Source organism: Leifsonia sp. Y878, assembly GCF_057669685.1.
In genome coordinates this window covers 150,909-169,141 of record NZ_JBYHFS010000001.1, presented here as the reverse complement: position 1 = coordinate 169,141, position 18,233 = coordinate 150,909, and the positions used below count along the sequence as shown (strand labels likewise).

General features: G+C 65.3%; 13 protein-coding genes and 1 tRNA gene. 4 read left to right on the top strand and 10 right to left on the bottom strand.

What is annotated here, in order from left to right:
• Positions 1 to 127: 127 nt before the first annotated feature.
• Positions 128 to 2,383 carry a hypothetical protein gene (locus AC25Y4_RS00720; protein ID WP_488118455.1) on the top strand — a complete coding sequence of 752 codons (2,256 nt, stop codon included), beginning with the start codon at positions 128 to 130 and terminating at the stop codon, positions 2,381 to 2,383.
• 169 nt (positions 2,384 to 2,552) lie between these two features.
• On the opposite strand, the gene AC25Y4_RS00715 is transcribed toward AC25Y4_RS00720, so the two are convergent.
• The 8 genes from AC25Y4_RS00715 to AC25Y4_RS00680 all read right to left on the bottom strand — a co-directional run bounded on the left by AC25Y4_RS00715 (position 2,553) and on the right by AC25Y4_RS00680 (position 9,987).
• A tRNA-Leu gene (locus AC25Y4_RS00715) sits at positions 2,553 to 2,629 on the bottom strand.
• An 81-nt stretch (positions 2,630 to 2,710) separates the two neighbouring features.
• Positions 2,711 to 4,321 (bottom strand): NAD(P)/FAD-dependent oxidoreductase, encoded by a 1,611-nt coding sequence (locus AC25Y4_RS00710; protein ID WP_488118454.1) that lies wholly within the window; start codon positions 4,319 to 4,321, stop codon positions 2,711 to 2,713.
• Positions 4,322 to 4,355: 34 nt separating this feature from the next.
• Entirely contained in the window at positions 4,356 to 5,639 is a 1,284-nt protein-coding gene (locus AC25Y4_RS00705; RefSeq protein WP_488118453.1) for a S8 family serine peptidase, read from the bottom strand.
• Entirely contained in the window at positions 5,636 to 6,181 is a 546-nt protein-coding gene (locus AC25Y4_RS00700; RefSeq protein WP_488118452.1) for a DUF501 domain-containing protein, read from the bottom strand. Before AC25Y4_RS00700 ends, AC25Y4_RS00705 begins: the two co-directional genes overlap by 4 nt.
• Positions 6,178 to 6,657 carry an FtsB family cell division protein gene (locus AC25Y4_RS00695; RefSeq protein ID WP_488118451.1) on the bottom strand — a complete coding sequence of 160 codons (480 nt, stop codon included), beginning with the start codon at positions 6,655 to 6,657 and terminating at the stop codon, positions 6,178 to 6,180. The genes AC25Y4_RS00700 and AC25Y4_RS00695 overlap by 4 nt, the downstream gene beginning before the upstream one ends.
• A 104-nt stretch (positions 6,658 to 6,761) precedes the next feature.
• Entirely contained in the window at positions 6,762 to 8,042 is a 1,281-nt protein-coding gene (eno, locus tag AC25Y4_RS00690) for a phosphopyruvate hydratase (RefSeq protein WP_488118450.1), read from the bottom strand.
• 74 nt (positions 8,043 to 8,116) lie between these two features.
• The gene (hisS, locus tag AC25Y4_RS00685; protein WP_488118449.1) at positions 8,117 to 9,376 is read right to left on the bottom strand and encodes a histidine--tRNA ligase; all 1,260 of its coding nucleotides are present in this window, start codon (positions 9,374 to 9,376) and stop codon (positions 8,117 to 8,119) included.
• 77 nt (positions 9,377 to 9,453) lie between these two features.
• Positions 9,454 to 9,987: a ferritin gene (locus AC25Y4_RS00680; protein WP_488118448.1), complete on the bottom strand. Its 534-nt coding sequence runs from the start codon at positions 9,985 to 9,987 to the stop codon at positions 9,454 to 9,456.
• Positions 9,988 to 10,109: 122 nt separating this feature from the next.
• Here AC25Y4_RS00680 and AC25Y4_RS00675 point away from each other — a divergent pair, with 122 nt between their 5' ends.
• Together AC25Y4_RS00675 and AC25Y4_RS00670 are read left to right on the top strand one after the other, a co-directional pair.
• On the top strand, positions 10,110 to 11,087 hold the full coding sequence (locus AC25Y4_RS00675) for an ABC transporter ATP-binding protein (protein WP_488118447.1): 978 nt from the start codon (positions 10,110 to 10,112) through the stop codon (positions 11,085 to 11,087).
• Positions 11,084 to 12,220 (top strand): ABC transporter permease, encoded by a 1,137-nt coding sequence (locus tag AC25Y4_RS00670; RefSeq protein WP_488118446.1) that lies wholly within the window; start codon positions 11,084 to 11,086, stop codon positions 12,218 to 12,220. Before AC25Y4_RS00675 ends, AC25Y4_RS00670 begins: the two co-directional genes overlap by 4 nt.
• 201 nt (positions 12,221 to 12,421) lie before the next feature.
• Here the strand turns inward: AC25Y4_RS00670 and AC25Y4_RS00665 are convergent, their stop codons facing one another.
• Positions 12,422 to 13,189, bottom strand: a complete 768-nt coding sequence (locus tag AC25Y4_RS00665; protein WP_488118445.1) for a nucleoside triphosphate pyrophosphohydrolase — start codon at positions 13,187 to 13,189, stop codon at positions 12,422 to 12,424.
• An 89-nt stretch (positions 13,190 to 13,278) separates the two neighbouring features.
• Here AC25Y4_RS00665 and AC25Y4_RS00660 point away from each other — a divergent pair, with 89 nt between their 5' ends.
• Positions 13,279 to 14,556 carry a Na+/H+ antiporter NhaA gene (locus AC25Y4_RS00660; RefSeq protein WP_488118444.1) on the top strand — a complete coding sequence of 426 codons (1,278 nt, stop codon included), beginning with the start codon at positions 13,279 to 13,281 and terminating at the stop codon, positions 14,554 to 14,556.
• Here the strand turns inward: AC25Y4_RS00660 and mfd are convergent.
• Positions 14,495 to 18,172, bottom strand: coding sequence for a transcription-repair coupling factor (gene mfd, locus AC25Y4_RS00655; RefSeq protein ID WP_488118443.1), 3,678 nt, complete (start codon positions 18,170 to 18,172; stop codon positions 14,495 to 14,497). The genes AC25Y4_RS00660 and mfd overlap by 62 nt on opposite strands.
• Positions 18,173 to 18,233 lie beyond the last annotated feature (61 nt).

Below are 18,233 nucleotides of genomic sequence, written 5' to 3'. Positions count from 1 at the left end.
CTGACCCAGTCGCAAGTATGCCCTATCGCAGGTTAACGAACGATAACGATTCCCGCAGATTACTCTCCGCGCCGCGCAGGAAGTTGACTTCACGCGTTCTACCCCGTGAAATGGAGGAGGGGTGAATGTGGCAATCATGATCAAACGCGGTCTCTTTGTCTCGCGACCTCGCACGCACGCACCGGGCCGACTCGCGGCATCCGTTGCAGTCTTCGCGCTTCTTGTCGTCGGCCTGTTGGCCGGCGGAATACTCGTCGGCACCCCTGGCGATTCGCCGGCGTACGCCGAGACGGTTCCTCCGAGCGACGTCGCCACTCCCTTGTCGACGGCCACTACCCCAGCGACAGATGCGCCCGCCAGCGCCCCGACCATCACAGCGCCCACAGCCGGCACCTTCATCGGACGCAGCACCACGAGTGTTTCCGGCACCCGCGACGCCGATCAGGAAATTCAGATCTTCGTGGCGAATGGCGCAGAACCGTCGTGCATCGTCGCCGCCGACGGTACCGGCACCTGGAGCTGCGACGAGGTGCGCCTGCCCAGCGGATCTGCCGTGCCGATCCGCGTCGTGGTGTCAGGCGATTCCAGCCTCAGCACCACCATCGCTGTCGCGGTGCTCGGCGCGCCGGTTGTAGTTGGCGGCCCGACCGGCCAGGCATCGTCCAACGGCACGGTACGCGGGACCGGATACCCGGGGGCAACAGTCTCCGCGACCCTGGCGACAGGGGCCCAGTGCTACGCGGTGGTCGACAGCGCTGGGAACTGGTCGTGCGCACTCACCGGGTCCGTTCCGAGCGGCAACCAGTCGGTCAGCGCCAGCCAGAAGTCAGACTTCAGCTCGCCATCCTCATCGAACACGAGCGCGGCGACCACCGTGCATTTCGACCTGGAACGCCCGGCCAGCCCCGTGATCCTGAGCCCAGCCACCGGCACCATCGTCGCGCTGGCCGGTAGCTCGTACTCTGGCACGGGAGAAGACGGCGCAACGGTCTCGGTCTACGCCGGCCCGTACCTGGCGTGCACGACCACCGTTTCGGCCGGCAGCTGGGCCTGCAGCACCACGAGCGTCGCTGCAGGAGCATACAAGGTGATCGCCGTGCAGCAGGACGCGGCCGGCAACCTGAGCAGCGGCTCCGAAGCCGTCACCCTCACCTTCGCCAACACGACGACGCCGCCGGCATCCGCTTCGCCAGCCCCGTCTGCGGGTGCGGGCACGGAGCCGCCGGCTGCCATCGTCCCCCTCGTTCCGGCGCCCGCGCCTGCCCCTGCGGAGTCGGCGGACCCTGGCACCCACAGCCCGTTTGCGACTCCCCTCCCCCGTCCGGACAGCGATGCACAGGCAGGGGCAGCGCCCGCGTTCCGCCCGCCGGGCAGCTGGACTGATCCGACCAGGTTCGCCACGGCCATCGTTCCGTTCAGCTTCACGCAGGCCATTCCGTGGCTGCAGGCCATAGCGCTCACCTTCGGCGTGCTGCTGCTGGTCGTTCTCCCTGCCCTGATGCTCGCCGGCACGATCTCCCGTGCGCGGGGCGGACGGCCGCTCTGGAGGCCGACCCGCATCGCCGGGCGCAACCGTGCGTCAGTGGAGTTTGAAACCGCGCCGACGCTGCACGTCAACCGGTGGTTCGTGGAGGTGTCGGCCGTGCTGGCCGCTGCGGCGCTTGTCGTGCTCTCCGGCCCTGTCACCGACCAGCCGGCCTACCTGCGACTGCTCATCGCTTCAGTACTCGGCGTCGCCGTCGTCAACGTCGTGAGCGTTGCGGTGCCGCTGTGGTGGAGTACCCGCGTGCTGAACACGCCGGCGAGCTACCGTTTCGTGCCAGGGTCGCTGATCCTCATCGCGGTTGCGGCTCTGGGCTCCCGGTTCCTTGACCTGCACCCGGCGCTCCTGTTCGGGCTGCTCAGCACCATCACCGTCGGGCTGGCATCAACGGATGCCGATGCGCTGCCAGACCCGGTCGCCGAAGCCCGCGCCGTCATCGCCCGTGGTCGTATTGGAGCTGTGCGCACGATCAGCCTGGTCCTCGTTGGCGCACTTTCCTGGGTCGCGCTGGCGATCCTGCCGCCGGCGACCGGCGTGGTCGGCACCTTCGCCGCCGAGTTCATGAACATCGTGGCGCTCACATCGATCGGCTCAGCAGCAGTGATCCTCGCTCCCCTGGCGTGGACCAGCGGGCGCAGCGTGCTGAACTGGTCCCCGCCCGTGTGGGTCGGCCTGTCGGTGCTCGCTCTCACCGCGTTGTTCCTGGTGATGCTGCCGTCCGTCAACGCGGCCAACGCGAACGGAACCGCAGCCATCGTGTGGTTCAGCGCAATCGGGTTTGCAGCTCTCAGCGTGTGTGTCTGGGCCTGGCAGAAGTACATCGCCCCTATCATCCGCTGATCGCGCTCGGCGTAAATGCTCTCTGCATCCGTTGCTCTCTGCATCCGCCGAAAGTCGCCGAATCTGCCGAGAGTCGCCGTTCCAGCGGCGACTCTCGGGCGTAACGGCGATTCTCAGCGAGCGGATGCCCAGCTCTGCGCCCGCGGCCACGAGTGCCACGCGTAAATAGTGGTGCCCCCACTGGGACTCGAACCCAGACTGTGACGATTTTAAGTCGTCTGCCTCTGCCAATTGGGCTACGGGGGCGGGTAATTCCTGAGCTTAGAAATTCCTAAGCGTAAGGGCTGCGGTCAAACGACCGCAGCCCTTACTCAGGAGGTGTGTCTCTTAGGAAGCGGACACCGAGTCAGACGACGGAGCGTCGGTGGCCGGTGCTGCAGCCTTCTTGACTGCAGGCCTGCGCGGAGCCCTGGCAGCAGCCGGTGCCTTCGCAGCCGGAGCCTTGACGGTCGCGGCCTTCTCGGTCACGACGGCCTTCTCGGTCACAGCCTTCTCGACGGGAGCCTTGGCAGCAGCCTTGGCTGCAGGAGCCTTGGCCGCAGGGGCCTTCGCCGTAGATGCGCGCGCTGCGGGTGCCTTGGCGACCGGTGCGGCGACAGCAGGAGCTGCCTCAACCGGGGGCTTCGGACGCGATGCGAACTCTTCGAACACGGCGCGCGGGTTCTGCACAGCAGCGATCGACACAATGTCGCGACCGAGGAAGAAGTTGTTCACCCAGCCCCAGACGACGCGAAGCTTGCGCTCCCAGCTCGGCATTGCCAGGCCGTGGTATCCGCGGTGCGCAACCCAGGCCGGGAAGCCCTTCAGCGCGAACTTGCCGGACTGGAAGACACCAATACCAATACCGAGGCCTGCAACAGCGCCGAGGTTCTTGTGCAGGTATTCCTTGGGGCCCTCGCCACGAAGAACGGCAACGATGTTCTTGGCCATGAGCTTGCCCTGGCGAACAGCGTGCTGTGCGTTCGGCACGCAGAAGCCGCCGACTCCACCACCGCTGAGGTCGGGAACTGCGGTCACGTCGCCGGCGCCCCATGCGCCCTCGATGATCTCGTCGTCGGTGCCGACGCGGAGGTCGGCGCGCACGCGGAGGCGACCGCGCTCTTCGATCGGCAGGTCGGTGTGACGCACGATCGTGGGGTTGGCCATGACGCCGGCAGTCCACACGATGAGGTCGGTGTAGAAGCTCTCACCGGTGGAGAGCTCGATCTTGCCGTCGACAGCCGAGGTGAGCTGGGTGTCGAGGTGGATCGTTGCGCCACGCTGGTCGAGGTTGTTGATGACCCACTTGCTGGTCTCCAGCGACACCTCTGGCATGATGCGGCCCATTGCCTCAATGAGGTGGAAGTGGGTGTCTTCGAAGCTGATCTCCGGGTAGCGCTTCAGCAGGTCGCTGGCGAATGAACGCAGCTCTGCGAAGACCTCGATGCCGGCGAAGCCGCCACCGACGACAACGAACGTCAGCAGGCGGTCGCGCTCTGGGCCGGCAGGCAGGTTGGCTGCCTTGTCGAAGTTGGTGAGAACGCGGTCGCGGATGGCGACTGCCTCTTCAATGGTCTTGAGGCCGATGGCCTGGTCTGCAACACCCGGGATCGGGAACGTGCGTGACACTGCACCAGCGGTGACAACGACAATGTCGTACTCGAAGTCGTATGCATCGCCGATGGGCGGCTGGATGGTCGCCTTCTTCTCCGCGTGGTTCACGTTGGTGACCTTCGCGGTGACGATGTTCGTCTTCTTCAGGTGACGACGGTGTGCAACGACAGCGTGACGCGCCTCGATGGAGCCTGCAGCGACCTCCGGAAGGAAGGGCTGGTACGTCATGTAGGGCAGCGGGTCGACGATCGTTACGTCAGCCTCCCCCTTGCGCAGCCACTTCTCAAGCTTCCAAGCGGTGTAGAAACCGGCGTAGCCGCCACCGACGATGAGAATTTTGGGCACGATGAAAAGGCCTCCTACATGAATTTTTATGCGCTTACGATCCGTGATTGCGACGTGCACGCTTGAGATGCCGAGAGGCGCCGATGCCGAACAGCGTTACTAGGATACCAAATCCCAGAAGTACACCGAGCGGAACGCTGATATAGGTCAGGGTGAACTGGTTCGGAACCCACAGGGCCGCGACATTGCTCACCGGCAGTGGTGGGTCCTGCTGCGGGGGGACGGGCGCGATCGACGTTGGAGTGTCGGTTGCGCCTGGGGATGTGTCCATGCGCCTGTGCAGGTGAATCCAGTCCTGTAACAGCTGGGCTGGGGTCTGACCAGAGGCTGCCGGAACCGAGGCCGTCACTGCGGCATAGGCGTCGATCAGTCCGTTGCCGTAGATGGGGCTTGGGACATTCTGCCCGTTCGGGTTTGCCGTCGCGATGACCCTGTTCATCACCTGGGCCGCATCGAGTTCCGGGTGTGCAGCTCGCACCAGTGCGACCAGCCCCGACACGATGGGTGTCGCTGCACTCGTGCCGTCCCAGACCATGTATTCACTCCGGGAATTGACACCCACGAGTTCCTCGCTCGGTGCAGCGACAGAGATGGTGATGCCCTGTGACGACGCATCGAAGCTTGCCTTCTTGTTCCGGTCAACACCAGCAACGGTCAGGACGCCGGGGATCGTGGCAGGGGCCCCGACCTCGGTGGTCCCGCTGCCGCGGTTGCCGGCTGCCGCTACGACGACGACATCGTTCTCGAAGGCGTACAGGAAGGCGTCGTCCCAGCTCTCAGGCCAGTCGAGCGTGTTGCGAGTGAGCGACATGTTGATCACGTCGGCGCCATTGTCCACGGCCCAGCGCACAGCCTGGGCGATCTGGTCGTCATTGCTCACCGGAGAATTCGAATTGCCGAAGGCGACGGAGATCGAGAGCAGCGAGGCAGCAGGAGCGACGCCGATGACGCCATTCCCGTTGCCCGTTCCGCGCCCGGCCAACAGCGAGGCCACCATGGTGCCGTGGTCGCTGTCTTCACCGACGGGCGTGCGGCCATCCGCTGAACCGATGCCGGAGACGTCCGTGCCGCCTGAGACGGCGCCGGACAGGTCGGCCACTCCCCTGGCAATGCCGGTGTCGATCACGGCGACCGTGACGCCGTCGCCCTGGGTCGTATTCCATGCCTGCGCAAAGCCATAGTCGTTCAACCAGTATTCGAGGTCACGAACCTGGTCGGCCTGGGCTGGGGCAGCGACAACGGCCACCGAACTGAACAGCATCGCTCCCGCGATCACCACTCCGATTCCGAGGCCCCTGCGCCGCATGCCCGGTTTCACTCGCGCGCCGACCCCGTCGGGTTCACGTCATCCAATTCGTAGTCGAGGCACTCGCACACCAGCGGTGACCAGTTCGCGCGTTCGAGCGCCAGGTCGCCGATGGGGTTCACGCCAGGACCGGTGGCCAAAGCGTGCCCGGCCAGCGCGTGCAGGCACTTCACCCGTTGCGGCATACCGCCGGAGGAGATCCCGGCGATCTCAGGGACAGTGCCCAGGGTCTCGCGATCAGCGAGGAAGCTCTGGTGGGCGGCCAGGTATGCAGCCTTCACGTCGGCGTCTTCGGCCAGCAGCTCGTTGTACTCGTTCATGACCTGGGTGGCCTCAAGGAAGGAGATCGCCGCGGTCGCCGCCGGGTGCGTCAGGTAGTACAGCGTCGGGAACGGCGTTCCATCGCTCAGGCGGGGAGCTGTCGCGACCACGGTCGGAGCGCCGCAGGCACAGCGTGCGGCAATACCGGCGACGTCGCGCGCCGGGCGTCCGAGCTGGGCGGAGACGATGGCGATGTCGCGCTCAGTGGGCGCATCGAAGGGGGGTCTGGTCACTGGGCGGCCGCCTCTGGAACGAGGCCGGCTGTCATGACAGAGGCAAACATTGATTTGAGCCAATCGACTTGGGTGTCTTGAATATCTTTGCTCACCGGGGCGGTATCGGCCGCCTCGGTGGTCGGCAGGGCGAGGTCGTTGATCACGAGGAACGAGATATCGCCCGGCTGCACATAGGAGAGCCGATCGCGAGCCTGCGTCTCGATATAGGTACGGTCATTCCATCGCTCACGCTCCGACGTGAGCTTGTCGACCGCGGCCTGTGCGGCCTGCACGCTGTCTTGCAGCTCATCGATCTGCTGCCGCTGTTCAGCGTACGTGCGCAGGCTGGGAGCGAGCACGACGACGGCCAGCACCAGGATTCCCATCATCACGAAGGAGAAGCCAGACAAGCGGATGCCGCGCAGCCACCCCCCGGCTGCTGATTCCGCGCCGTCGAGGGCGATCGGCTGCTTCTGCGGACGAGTCCTGGCCACCGTTCTCCCCTCGCGTACGTTGTTGTGCATTCGTTGCGTTGTTTCTAACAAAAAGAAGGCTCTCGAAGCGCGGATCACCGCGCTTCGAGAGCCTTACAGAGTACTTAGCCCTTGAATCGCGGGAAAGCGGAACGGCCGGCGTAGACCGCAGCCTCGCCCAGCTCTTCTTCGATCCTCAGCAACTGATTGTACTTAGCGACTCGCTCGCTGCGGGCAGGCGCACCGGTCTTGATCTGACCGGCATCCGTTGCCACAGCCAGGTCGGCGATGGTGGTGTCTTCGGTCTCACCTGAGCGGTGCGACAGGATCGCGGTGTAACCGCTGCGCTGCGCGAGAGCGACGGCGTCGAGCGTCTCGGTGAGCGTACCGATCTGGTTGACCTTCACCAGGATCGAGTTGGCTGCACCGATCGCGAGGCCCTTGGCCAGGCGAACCGGGTTGGTGACGAACAGGTCGTCTCCGACGATCTGCACCTTGTCGCCGAGCTGCTCGGTGAGGTGAACGTAGCCGTCCCAGTCCTCTTCCTCGAGCGGGTCTTCGATCGAGACGAGCGGGTATGCCTCAACGAGCTCTGCGTAGTACGCGACGATCTCGGTTGCGGAGAGCTTCTTGCCTTCGAAGTTGTATGCACCGTCGGAGTAGAACTCGGTTGCAGCGCAGTCGAGTGCCAGTGCGATGTCCTTGCCGGGCGTGTAGCCGGCAAGGGTGATGGCTTCGACGATGAGGTCGAGTGCCGCACGGTTGCTCGGCAGGTTGGGAGCGAATCCACCCTCGTCGCCGAGACCGGTGGAGAGGCCCTTCGACTTCAGCAGGCCCTTCAGAGCGTGGTAGGTCTCGACGCCCCAGCGAAGTCCTTCGCTGAAGGACTCTGCGCCCAGCGGCACAATCATGAATTCCTGGATGTCAACGTCGTTGTCTGCGTGCGAGCCACCGTTGATGATGTTCATCAGCGGCACGGGCAGGGTGTGTGCGTTCGGGCCACCGAGGTAGCGGAACAGCGGCAGGTTGGCGGAGTGCGCTGCTGCCTTGGCGACGGCCAGGCTGACGCCGAGGATGGAGTTGGCGCCGAGGCGCTCCTTGTTCTCCGTGCCGTCGGCCGCGATGAGTGCGGCGTCCACGATGCGCTGGTCGGTGGCGTCGAGGTCTTCGATGGCCGGTCCGAGGTCGTCGATAACGGCGTCAACGGCCTTGAGCACGCCCTTGCCGAGGTAGCGACCCTTGTCGCCGTCGCGCAGTTCGTATGCTTCGAATGCGCCGGTCGATGCGCCGGATGGGACTGCAGCACGGCTGACCGTGCCATCCTCCAGCAAAACCTCGACCTCGACCGTTGGGTTGCCCCGTGAGTCGAGAATTTCGCGGGCGTCTACTGCCTCAATGAGAGCCACAACTATCTCCTGTGTTCTGGTGTGGATGGTTTGACGGAAACTACGCTGTAATCCATAGCCAGTCTAGTAAGGCCTTATCCGAGCGACTTGAACTCGAGTGAAACGGCATCCGTCGTCTCGGCGTTCACGAAGGCGAAGCGACCGTAGCCGGCCTCCGCAGCTCGTTCGAGAAGTGCCTTCATGTTCTTCGCCCTGCGCTCAAGGCGCACCCGCAGGCCCTGGGCGATGAGCTGGCCCTTCAGCGCCACCAGCTGGGCCGGGTCTGCATCTTTTTCGTGCACGAGAACGACCGCATTCTGAGCGGATGCCGCATCTTCTTCGAGCAGGTCGACGATGCGTTCGAAGCCAATCGAGAAACCACACGCGGGGACATCTGTGCCGAGGAAGCGGCCGATCATGCCGTCGTAGCGTCCGCCACCACCGAGTGAGTAGCCGCGGGTGGGGTGGGCGATCTCGAAGATGGTGCCCGTGTAATAGCCCATGCCGCGCACGAGGGTGGGGTCGAAGACGAGTGCGACACCGGGCAGCGCGCTCTTCAGGGCGAGCAGGTCTGCGTATGCCTCAAGGTCGAGCCAGGCCGGTGCTGGCACCTCACCGTCGGCGAGGGCCCACCCTGCGGTGCCGATGGAGTTCAGTGTCTCTGCAATGCCAGCGGTCTCGACACCCAGCGTGCCGAGTTCGGTGACGACGCCGTCGACGCCGATCTTGTCGAGCTTGTCGATGGTGATGAGCGCGCGCTCGTTGAGCTCAACTGGCACACCCCAGTGGGCCAGCAGCGTACTGAGGATGCGGCGGTCGTTGATGCGAATGGAGCATCCGGTGAGGCCGAGGGCGTCCAGCGTTGCCGCGGTGGCCGTGATCAGCTCGATCTCTGCGAGGGCGCTCGGTTCACCGATGATGTCGATGTCGCACTGCATGAACTGGCGGTAGCGCCCCTTCTGCGGGCGCTCAGCACGCCAGACTGGCGCGATCTGGATCGACCGGAACACGGTGGGCAGGTTGGCGCGGTGCGTCGCGTAGAAGCGGGCCAGCGGCACGGTGAGGTCGAAGCGCAGCCCGAGGTCGGCCAGCGACAGGACATCGCCGGTCTCGGCCGCGGCGGCGAGGTCGTCTGCGCCGAGTCCCCGCTTCATCACGGCGAAGGCGAGCTTCTCGTTGTCGCCACCCAGGCCGGAGTGCAGGCGAGCTGAGTCCTCCATCACGGGCGTTTCGATCTCGTCGAAACCGTGGGCGGCGAAGTTCGTCCGGATGATCCCGAGCGCATGTTCCCTGGTTGCCTTCTCGGCTGGAAGGAAGTCACGCATGCCACGGGGAGGAGTCACAGAAGTCGCCATGACTCAATTCTGCCAGCTTGCCGCGATGCAGAATTGCGACAAGCTGGCAGACGTGGTGCGGCGTGTGTGCGCTCCGCTTAGAGAGCGCCGCCTGCGGCTCCGGGGGCATCCGCTTCAAGCCCGCCGTCACCGACGTTTTCGCGAGCGACGAAATTCTCCAGGTCGAACCAGTTGTCGCCGGCGCGCTTGGCGACGGTCAGCAGTGTCGACATGGAGGCGACCTCTTCGATCTGCTCCTTGAGGAACCACAGCATGGCCTGCTCGCCGAGGGCGTCGCCATCTGCGCGAGCCGCCTTGAACATGGCCTCGATCTGGTTGGTGACCTGCTTTTCCTGCTCAAGAGCGAGCGCAATCGGCTCCACCGTGTTCAGGAAGTCGTTGCGGACGGTCGGGATGCCGGGGATCACGATGTCGAGACCGCGGTCGAGGCGGTACTGCACCAGCATCATGGCGTGATTGCGCTCTTCGATCGACTGGCGGTAGAAGTGGGCGGCCAGCTGCGGAAGGTCTTGGTTGTCGAACCAGACGGCGATGGCAATGTACTGCTGCGACGCAGCAAACTCGTTCCCGATCTGGGCGGCCAGAAGTTCGTTGAATGACGTTTCGCTCATGATCAGACGCTAACGGCAACGGAGCGCAAGCACCAGTGAGGTAAGGCTCCACGAACTTGCTTCGCTCCAACTAGACTCGCAGCCAGTATGCCGGTGACGGCAGCACCACAAGGGGGTCATGCATGAGCAGCACCGTGAGCAGCACCACATCGGGCGGCATTCACGTCGTCGGAGTCAGTCGCAGTTTCGGATCGGTGCATGCCGTGCAGGATGCCACGCTGAGCGTGGCGCCAGGATCGGTCACGGCGCTCATCGGCCCCAACGGGTCTGGCAAGACCACGCTGATGCTCATGCTGGCCACGCTGCTCGCCCCCGACACCGGAACCATCACGGTGGCCGGCCACAACCCAGTGACGGACCCCGCTGCGGTTCGCGCGTCAATGGGATGGATGCCCGACGTGCTGGGCGCCTGGCCCAGCCTGAGCGTGCGCGCCGCGCTTGAGGTGACGGGGCGGATGTATCGGCTGAGCCGCGCCCAGGCCGAAGTGCGTGCGTCGGAGCTGATCGTGCTGACCGGGCTTTCCCCGTTGGCCGACCAGCCGTCTCGCGTGCTGTCCCGCGGCCAGAAGCAGCGTCTCAGCCTCGCTCGGGCGCTCGTGCACAATCCGTCGGTGTTGCTGCTCGATGAGCCGGCATCCGGCCTCGACCCCGTCGCCCGTGCCGCCCTGCGTGACCTCGTGAAGCATCTCGCTGCTGAGGGCACGGCAATCTTGATTTCCAGCCACGTGCTCGCCGAGCTCGACGAGATGGCGGATGCCGCTGTCTACGTGACCGAGGGTCGTACGGTCAGCGCTGACCGCGTGGCCAAAGCCGGGGCGAGTGCCAGGGCGTGGCGCATCCGCTCACTGGATCCCGCCGCGTTGGCTGCAGCGCTTGCCAGCGTTGGGGTCGGACCAGAGATCAGCAGCATCGACAACCTCGGCACGCTGGTGCAGATTGCCCACGAGGCCGCAGCGGCTGACTTGTTGGCCCAGCTGGTGAGCCGGGGCGTTCCGATCACGGCGTTCGGCCCGGCCGTCGGCAACCTGGAGCACACCTTCCTCGACCTCAGCAGAACCGACCTCAGCAGAACCAGCGCAACCGGAGAGGCTGCACTGTGAGCCGCGTAGACCTGACAGAGACCCAGCCGGCAGAGCGTCCGGGATCCGTGCCGGATTCGGCGCTTCGGACGTACCTCTCCGGGCTGTGGCTGATCGTCACGCTGGAACTTCGCCAGCGTGTGCGCGGAGTCGCCTGGTACGTGTTGCTCGGGATCTTCGTGCTGCTGGTCGGTGCGGTGACCGCGCTGCTGTGGGTGTCGACCAACGCGTGGGACAGCGGCGGAGGCGGCGTCTTCTCCACGATCGTGTTCTTCGTGCTGCTGCTCGGAACGCTGGTCTCCCCTGCGCTCTCCGGCAATGCGATCAACGGCGATCGGGAGGCCGGCACCCTTGCCACCACCCAGGTCACTCTCGTCACCACGGGGCAGCTGGTGTTCGGCAAGTTCCTGGCTGCCTGGATCACGGCGCTGGCGTTCCTCGCCGCTGCCGTGCCGTTCCTCATCCTTGCCGTCGTACTCGGCGGGGTCTCAGCCGCGACCATCGCGATGTCGACGCTGATGCTCGCCATCGAACTCGGCGTGGTTGCGGCCGTCGGAGTGGGACTGTCCGGCGCACTGACCAGGGGCCTGTTCTCCATCGTCGTGACGTACCTCGTCGTCGCGGCACTGAGCGTTGGCACGCTCATCGCGTTCGCCCTGCTCGGCACGGCCACCAAGACCGAAACGACATATGTGAGCATCGACGTCGCGTCGGCAACCTACGACGAGCAAAGCGGGGCCGCTTCTGATGTGATCTGTGCAGCGCCCGTAACACGCACGCAGGATGTTCCGCGTTTCGACCTCTACTGGTGGATCCTCGCCGCCAATCCCTACGTCGTGGTGGCCGACGCGTCTCCTGGCGTCTTTGACGCTAGCGGCTACCCTGAGGACCTCTTCGGCTGGATTTCCGTGGGCGTTCGTACTGCCCAGGAACCGCCCGAACTCAACCAGGTGAACGACTACTGCGCGCAAACCAAGGCGAACTACCCGCCAACGGACTACCCGACCTCGCAGGAGATCTACGACGCAGCAGTGCCGTCGTGGTTCGTCGGCCTCGGCATCCACCTGCTGCTCGGTGCCGGTGCGCTCACGTGGGCGTGGCGCCGTACCCGGACGCCGGCGCGCACCCTCGCATCGGGGAGCCGGATCGCCTAGCGGCACTCGGTCCGTTCGGTCCGTTCAGTCCGTTCGGTCCGTTCGGTCCGTTCGGTCCGTTCGGTCGAGGAGCGAGTGTCAGCGAGCGTCTCGAGACCCCGGCTGCCGGCCCTCGGGCGCGCACGGCATCCGCTCGCAAGAAATCGACCCAAAACTGATGCTTTGGGTCGATTTCTTGCGAGTCGAGTGCTTGAACGCTCGCTACGCCTGGCGACCGATGATGCCGGCGTCGAACGGGTCGATGTCGAACTGGTCGGCGTCGCCCTGGTACTCCCCCGATTCGCCTGCAGCGGATGCCGTCGTCTCGACTTCCGCCTCAGACTCGGCTTCCCTGATCTCATCCTGCAGGTCGCGCAGTGCACTCCGCAGGGCACGCTCTGAATCGAGTCCAGCTGACTTGGCCGATGACACGATCGCCAGAAGCAACGGACCGAGTTCGTCCTCACTCGCAATGGGCATCGCCTGCGGCGCACTCGGGTCGAGCAATCCGATCTTGTGGGCACGCCCCAGCACCTTATCGGCGAGCGAGAGCGCCGGCATTCCCTGCGGGATGCCATCGAGCACGCTCGTGCGATGCGGCTTCTCCGCAGCCTTGTAGCCGTCCCAGGCCTGGGCGACCTCGTCGGCGGTCTCCAGCTGCGTGCCGCCGAAAACGTGGGGATGACGGCCGACCATTTTCGCCGTCATGTGGGCGGCGACATCCTGAATATCAAAGTCTTCGCCACTCGTGTGCGCGGCGATATCGGCATGGAAGAGCACCTGGTACAGCACGTCGCCGAGCTCTTCGAGCATCTCTTCCCGGCTGCCGGCTTCGATCGCGTCGATCAGCTCGTGGCTTTCCTCGATGAGGTACTGCACGAGTGAGGCGTGGGTCTGCTCTGCATCCCACGGGCAGCCGCCTGGCGCTCTGAGCTGGGCGACCGTATCGATCAGGATCTCGAGCTGGCTCTTGCCTGACTCATCGGTCATAAAAATGCCTCCACGCTTTCGCTGTTCACAACATCGTAGACTGCCTCGCTAAGCTTGATTTTTGGTGAGCCGGGAAGTCTGGTCGGCGGGTGGAGGATTCCACTCTCGATCTCTACTCGAACCTTGACGGTTTGGAACAGGCACTCATGAAAGCCACCCGCATGAATATCTTCCGCACGAACTTCTTCCGATCAGAGCGCTACGCTGCAGCACTGCTGCTCATCGCGGCCGTCGTCGGACTCCTCATCGCAAACCTGTCATTCGGCGCCGATGTCATCACTTTCTTCGATGAACATCGTGATCTCGGCATCCTCGGACTCGATCTCTCGATCTCCCACTGGATCAGCGACGGGATCCTCGCCCTCTTCTTCTTCAACGTGGCCGTCGAGCTGAAGCGTGAACTCGTGATCGGCGACCTCAACAGTGCCGGCAAAGCCGCACTGCCGGCCTTCGCCGCTCTCGGCGGCGTCATCGTGCCTGCCGCGATCTACCTGGTTGTGACGCGTGGCACCGACCTCGCCGCCGGTTGGCCTGTACCAACGGCAACGGATATCGCCTTCGCCCTCGGCGTGCTCGCGGTCTTCGGGCGCGGCCTGCCGACCAGGGTACGGGTCTTCCTGCTTGCCCTCGCCGTGCTCGACGACCTCGTCGCCATCCTCATCATCGCGTTCTTCTTCACCCAGGATGCCCAGCTGGCCTACATAGGGTACGCCGCCATCACGGCCACCCTCTTCGGCATGATCAGCCGGCTGCTGAAGCCCCGATCCGGCTGGATCCTCTCTCGCAGGCCGCAGTGGCCGCTCGTGCTCACGTTGAGCGTGCTCGGCGTGCTCACCTGGTACTTCACCTACCAGTCAGGCGTGCACGCGACAATCGCCGGCGTCGTGCTCGGCCTGGTCATGGCCCGCATCCCTGCAGGGCGCGCGCACCAGGTCATCGAGCCGTACTCCAACGGCATCATCCTGCCGCTCTTCGCCTTCTCTGCCGCCCTGGTTATCATCCCAGCGGTCAGCATTGGCGAGCTCAGCCCTGCCTTCTGGGGCATCCTCATCGCGCTGCCCGTCGGCAAGTTCATCGGCATCACGCTCGCCGGCTGGCTCGGCGCGTCGATCTCCAAAAAACGGGGAGGAGCCGTGCTGACGCTGCCCGATGTGATCGTCGTCGCGTGCCTCGGCGGCATCGGCTTCACGGTGTCACTGCTCATGGGCGAGCTCGCGTTCCGCGGCAACGACGTCGTCATCGACGAGGCGACCCTGGCCGTTCTGCTCGGCTCAGGGGTCTCCATCGTCGTGTCTGCGCTGGTGGTTACCGCGCGGGCTCGGCAGTACCGGTCGACTCAGCGACAACCACAGGTGGCGGGAAAATAGCCCCAAGGAAGGTGCCGGTCCACTCGATGAGGGTCGCGTCATCCGGTGCCTCGCCGTGCACCCGCGGCAACGGGACAATCATCGAACCCGTCTGGGCGACGTAGCGGGTACCCGGGTACATCCGCTGCAGGCGCACCTGCATGGAGTCGGCCAGGTCGGCCGGCGCGACGCGAAGGTTCGACCCCATCGCGACGACTTCGCCGAGGCCTGCGCGCTGCGCCTGGCGGCGAAGACGCGACACGGCGATGAGGTTCTTCACCGGCAGCGGCGGCTCGCCGTAGCGGTCGGTGAGCTCGTCGAGTACGAGGTCGATCTGGTCATCCTTGGCAGCCGGCGAACTCGCACTCGACAGCTTCTGGTACGCCTCCAGACGCAGTCGCTCGCTGTCGACGTAGTCTTCTGGGATGTGAGCGTCGACCGGCAGCTCGAGGCGCAGCTCGGTTTGGCCCTCAGCTACATCTCCCCTGAAGGTCGACACGGCCTCGCCGATCATGCGCAGGTACAGGTCGAAGCCGACGCCGGCGATGTGGCCGGCCTGCTCACCACCGAGCAGGTTTCCCGCTCCACGGATCTCCAGGTCTTTGAGAGCCACCTGCATGCCGCTGCCGAGTTCGTTGTTGGCAGCGATGGTCGACAGCCGCTCGTGCGCGGTCTCTGACAGTGGCTTGTTCTCGTCGTAGAGGAAGTAGGCATACGCCCGCTCGCGGCCACGACCGACACGGCCGCGCAGCTGGTGCAGCTGGCTGAGCCCGTACTTGTCTGCCCGGTCGATGATGATGGTGTTCGCGTTGGCGATGTCGAGGCCGGTCTCGATGATCGTCGTCGAGACGAGCACGTCGAACTTGCGCTCCCAGAAGTCAACGACAACCTGTTCGAGCTGGGCCTCAGGCAGCTGCCCGTGCGCGACGGCGATGCGCGCCTCTGGCACGAGCTCCTTCAGCTGCGCTGCGATCCGGTTGATGCTCGACACCCGGTTGTGCACGAAGAAGATCTGGCCCTCCCGCAGCAGCTCGCGCCGGATGGCAGCCCCCACCTGACGGTCGGAATACGGGCCGACGAACGTGAGGATCGGGTGCCGGTCTTCTGGCGGGGTGGCCAGTGTCGACATCTCACGGATGCCGGTCACGGCCATCTCCAGCGTGCGTGGGATCGGCGTTGCGCTCATGGCCAGGATGTCGACGTTGGTCTTCAGCTTCTTGAGCGAATCCTTGTGCTCAACGCCGAAGCGCTGCTCCTCGTCGATGATGACCAGGCCGAGATCCTTGATGATGATCGAGTCAGACAACAGCCGGTGCGTACCGATAACCATGTCGACGGTGCCGTCGAGGAGGCCGGCCAGGGTTTCCCGCGACTCCTTCTCGGTCTGGAAGCGTGACAGGGCGCGCAGGTGCACCGGGAACCCGGCGAAGCGTTCCTGGAACGTCTCCATGTGCTGGCGCACCAGCAGCGTCGTCGGCACGAGCATGACGACCTGCTTGCCGTCCTGGATGGCCTTGAACGCGGCACGCACGGCGACCTCGGTCTTGCCGAAGCCCACGTCGCCTGACAGCAGGCGGTCCATCGGGATGGGCCGCTCCATGTCGGCCTTCACCTCGTCGATGGTCGTGAGCTGGTCTGGCGTTTCCGCGAACGGGAATGCCTCTTCGAGCTCACGCTGCCAGGGGGTGTCAGGCCCGAAGGCGTGACCCTTGCTCGCCATCCGCGCAGAGTAGAGCTTCACCAGTTCGACAGCGATGTCGCGCACGGCCTTGCGCGCTTTGGTCTTGGCCGCAGACCAGTCACTGCCGCCCATCTTGCTGAGCGCTGGGGCCTCACCGCCGACGTAACGACTGAGCAGGTCGAGCTGGTCTGTGGGCACGAACAGCTTGTCCCCAGGGTGTCCGCGCTTGGACGGCGCGTACTCAAGCACCAGGTACTCGCGCTTCGACTTCACCGGATTGCGCCCGCCGCTCGACACCTCCCGCTGCGTGAGCTCGACGAACTTGCCGATACCGTGCGTCTGGTGCACAACAAAGTCGCCGGCCTTCAGCTGCAGCGGGTCGACGACGTTCTTGCGCCTCGTCGCCAGTTTCTTCACCTGGCGGGCGTCGTAGCCGATGGTGCGGCCGTAGAACTCGGTCTCGCTCACCAGGGTGAGCTTGGTCTCCGGCAGCTCAAAGCCGTGTTCAACGGATGCCTTCACCACGTACGCGATGCCGGGTTCGGCATCCGCTGGGAACTCATCGACGATACGGGCCGGGAGCTCGTAGCCGGCCAGCACGTCGGCCGCGCGCTCCACCAGGCCGATGCCGCGCGCGGTGATGACGACGGTCCAGCCGTCTTTCAACCGGGTGGCCAGGTGCCCGACGGCGCCTTCGACGCTGCCCTGGAAGCTCGGCACGGCATCCGCTTGGATGCGCACCGTCAGCAGGTCGTCCATCTCGCGGTGTTCTGGCAAGACGGGCGCGTCGTCGGGTGCAGCCTGGAACGTGCTGAGCGTCCACCATGGATGATTCGGGGCACTCTGGCCAGGGGCAGAGAACGTGACAGAATCACGCAGCGCGCCGAGGGTGAGGAAGTCGCCAGAATCGAGGTCGATCGGCGCCTCAGCGCCGGCCGTCGCGGCATTCCAGGCAGCGGAGAGGAACTCGCGGTTCGTCTCGGCGAGGCTGATCGCCCTCGATGCCACCCGCTCAGGCGAGATGACCGCAACGGCGGCACCCTCTGGCAGGTAGTGCGTGACAGGCACCAGGCGTTCAAGCAGCGCGGGGGCCAGGCTCTCCATACCCTCGACCGGGATGCCCTCTGCGATTTTGGCGAGCATGCCAGACAGGCTCGGGAACTCGTGCTGCATCTCGGCTGCGCGCTGGCGCACGGCCGGACTCAGCAGCAGTTCGCGACTGGGTGGCAGCGTGACGGATGCGATGGGCTCGGCCATCGAGCGCTGGTCGGCCACCGAGAATGCGCGGATCTGCTCGACCTCATCGCCGAAGAACTCCACGCGGTACGGGTGCGGGGCGATGGCGGGGAACACATCGAGGATGCCACCGCGCACGGCAAATTCGCCGCGCCTGGTCACCATGTCGACGCGGGAGTAGGCCACATTCACCAGTTGCAGGGCGATCTGGGCCAGGTCGTGTCCACGGCCGCCGGCCACCAGTTCAATGGGCTCATAGTCGGTGAGGTTGTCGGCCACCGGCTGCAGGGCGGCGCGAACGGATGCCACCACGATCAGCGGACGACGCGTCGCCGGGTCTGATTTCTCCCACTCGCGCATGCGGCGGAGGGCGTAGAGCCGGCGGCCCACGATCTCGGCGCTCGGGCTCAACCGCTCGTGCGGCAGTGTCTCCCACGCCGGGAAGTCGACGATCTCGGCGTGATTCTCACCGGTGGGCGTCGAACCGGGTGCGAAGCACGCCAGGTTCTCGCGGAGCGCCTCTGAGTCGCGCCCGGTTGCGGTGATGACGAAGAGCGCCTGGGTGGCGCCCAGCGTGCGCCGTCGCCCCAGGAGAGCCGCAAGCAGCGGAGCGCGCAGTCCCTCTGTCAGGGAGAAATCGGCGTCCCGTGCGGCGAAGCCGAGGGCCTTTTCGAACGTGGAGGCGCCAGAAAGCGCATTGATTAGGCCCTGGAGGATCACTCGACAAGTCTAAACGTCAGCACCGACACAGTCTGAGCGTTCGCTTACCGCGCGCTGGTAG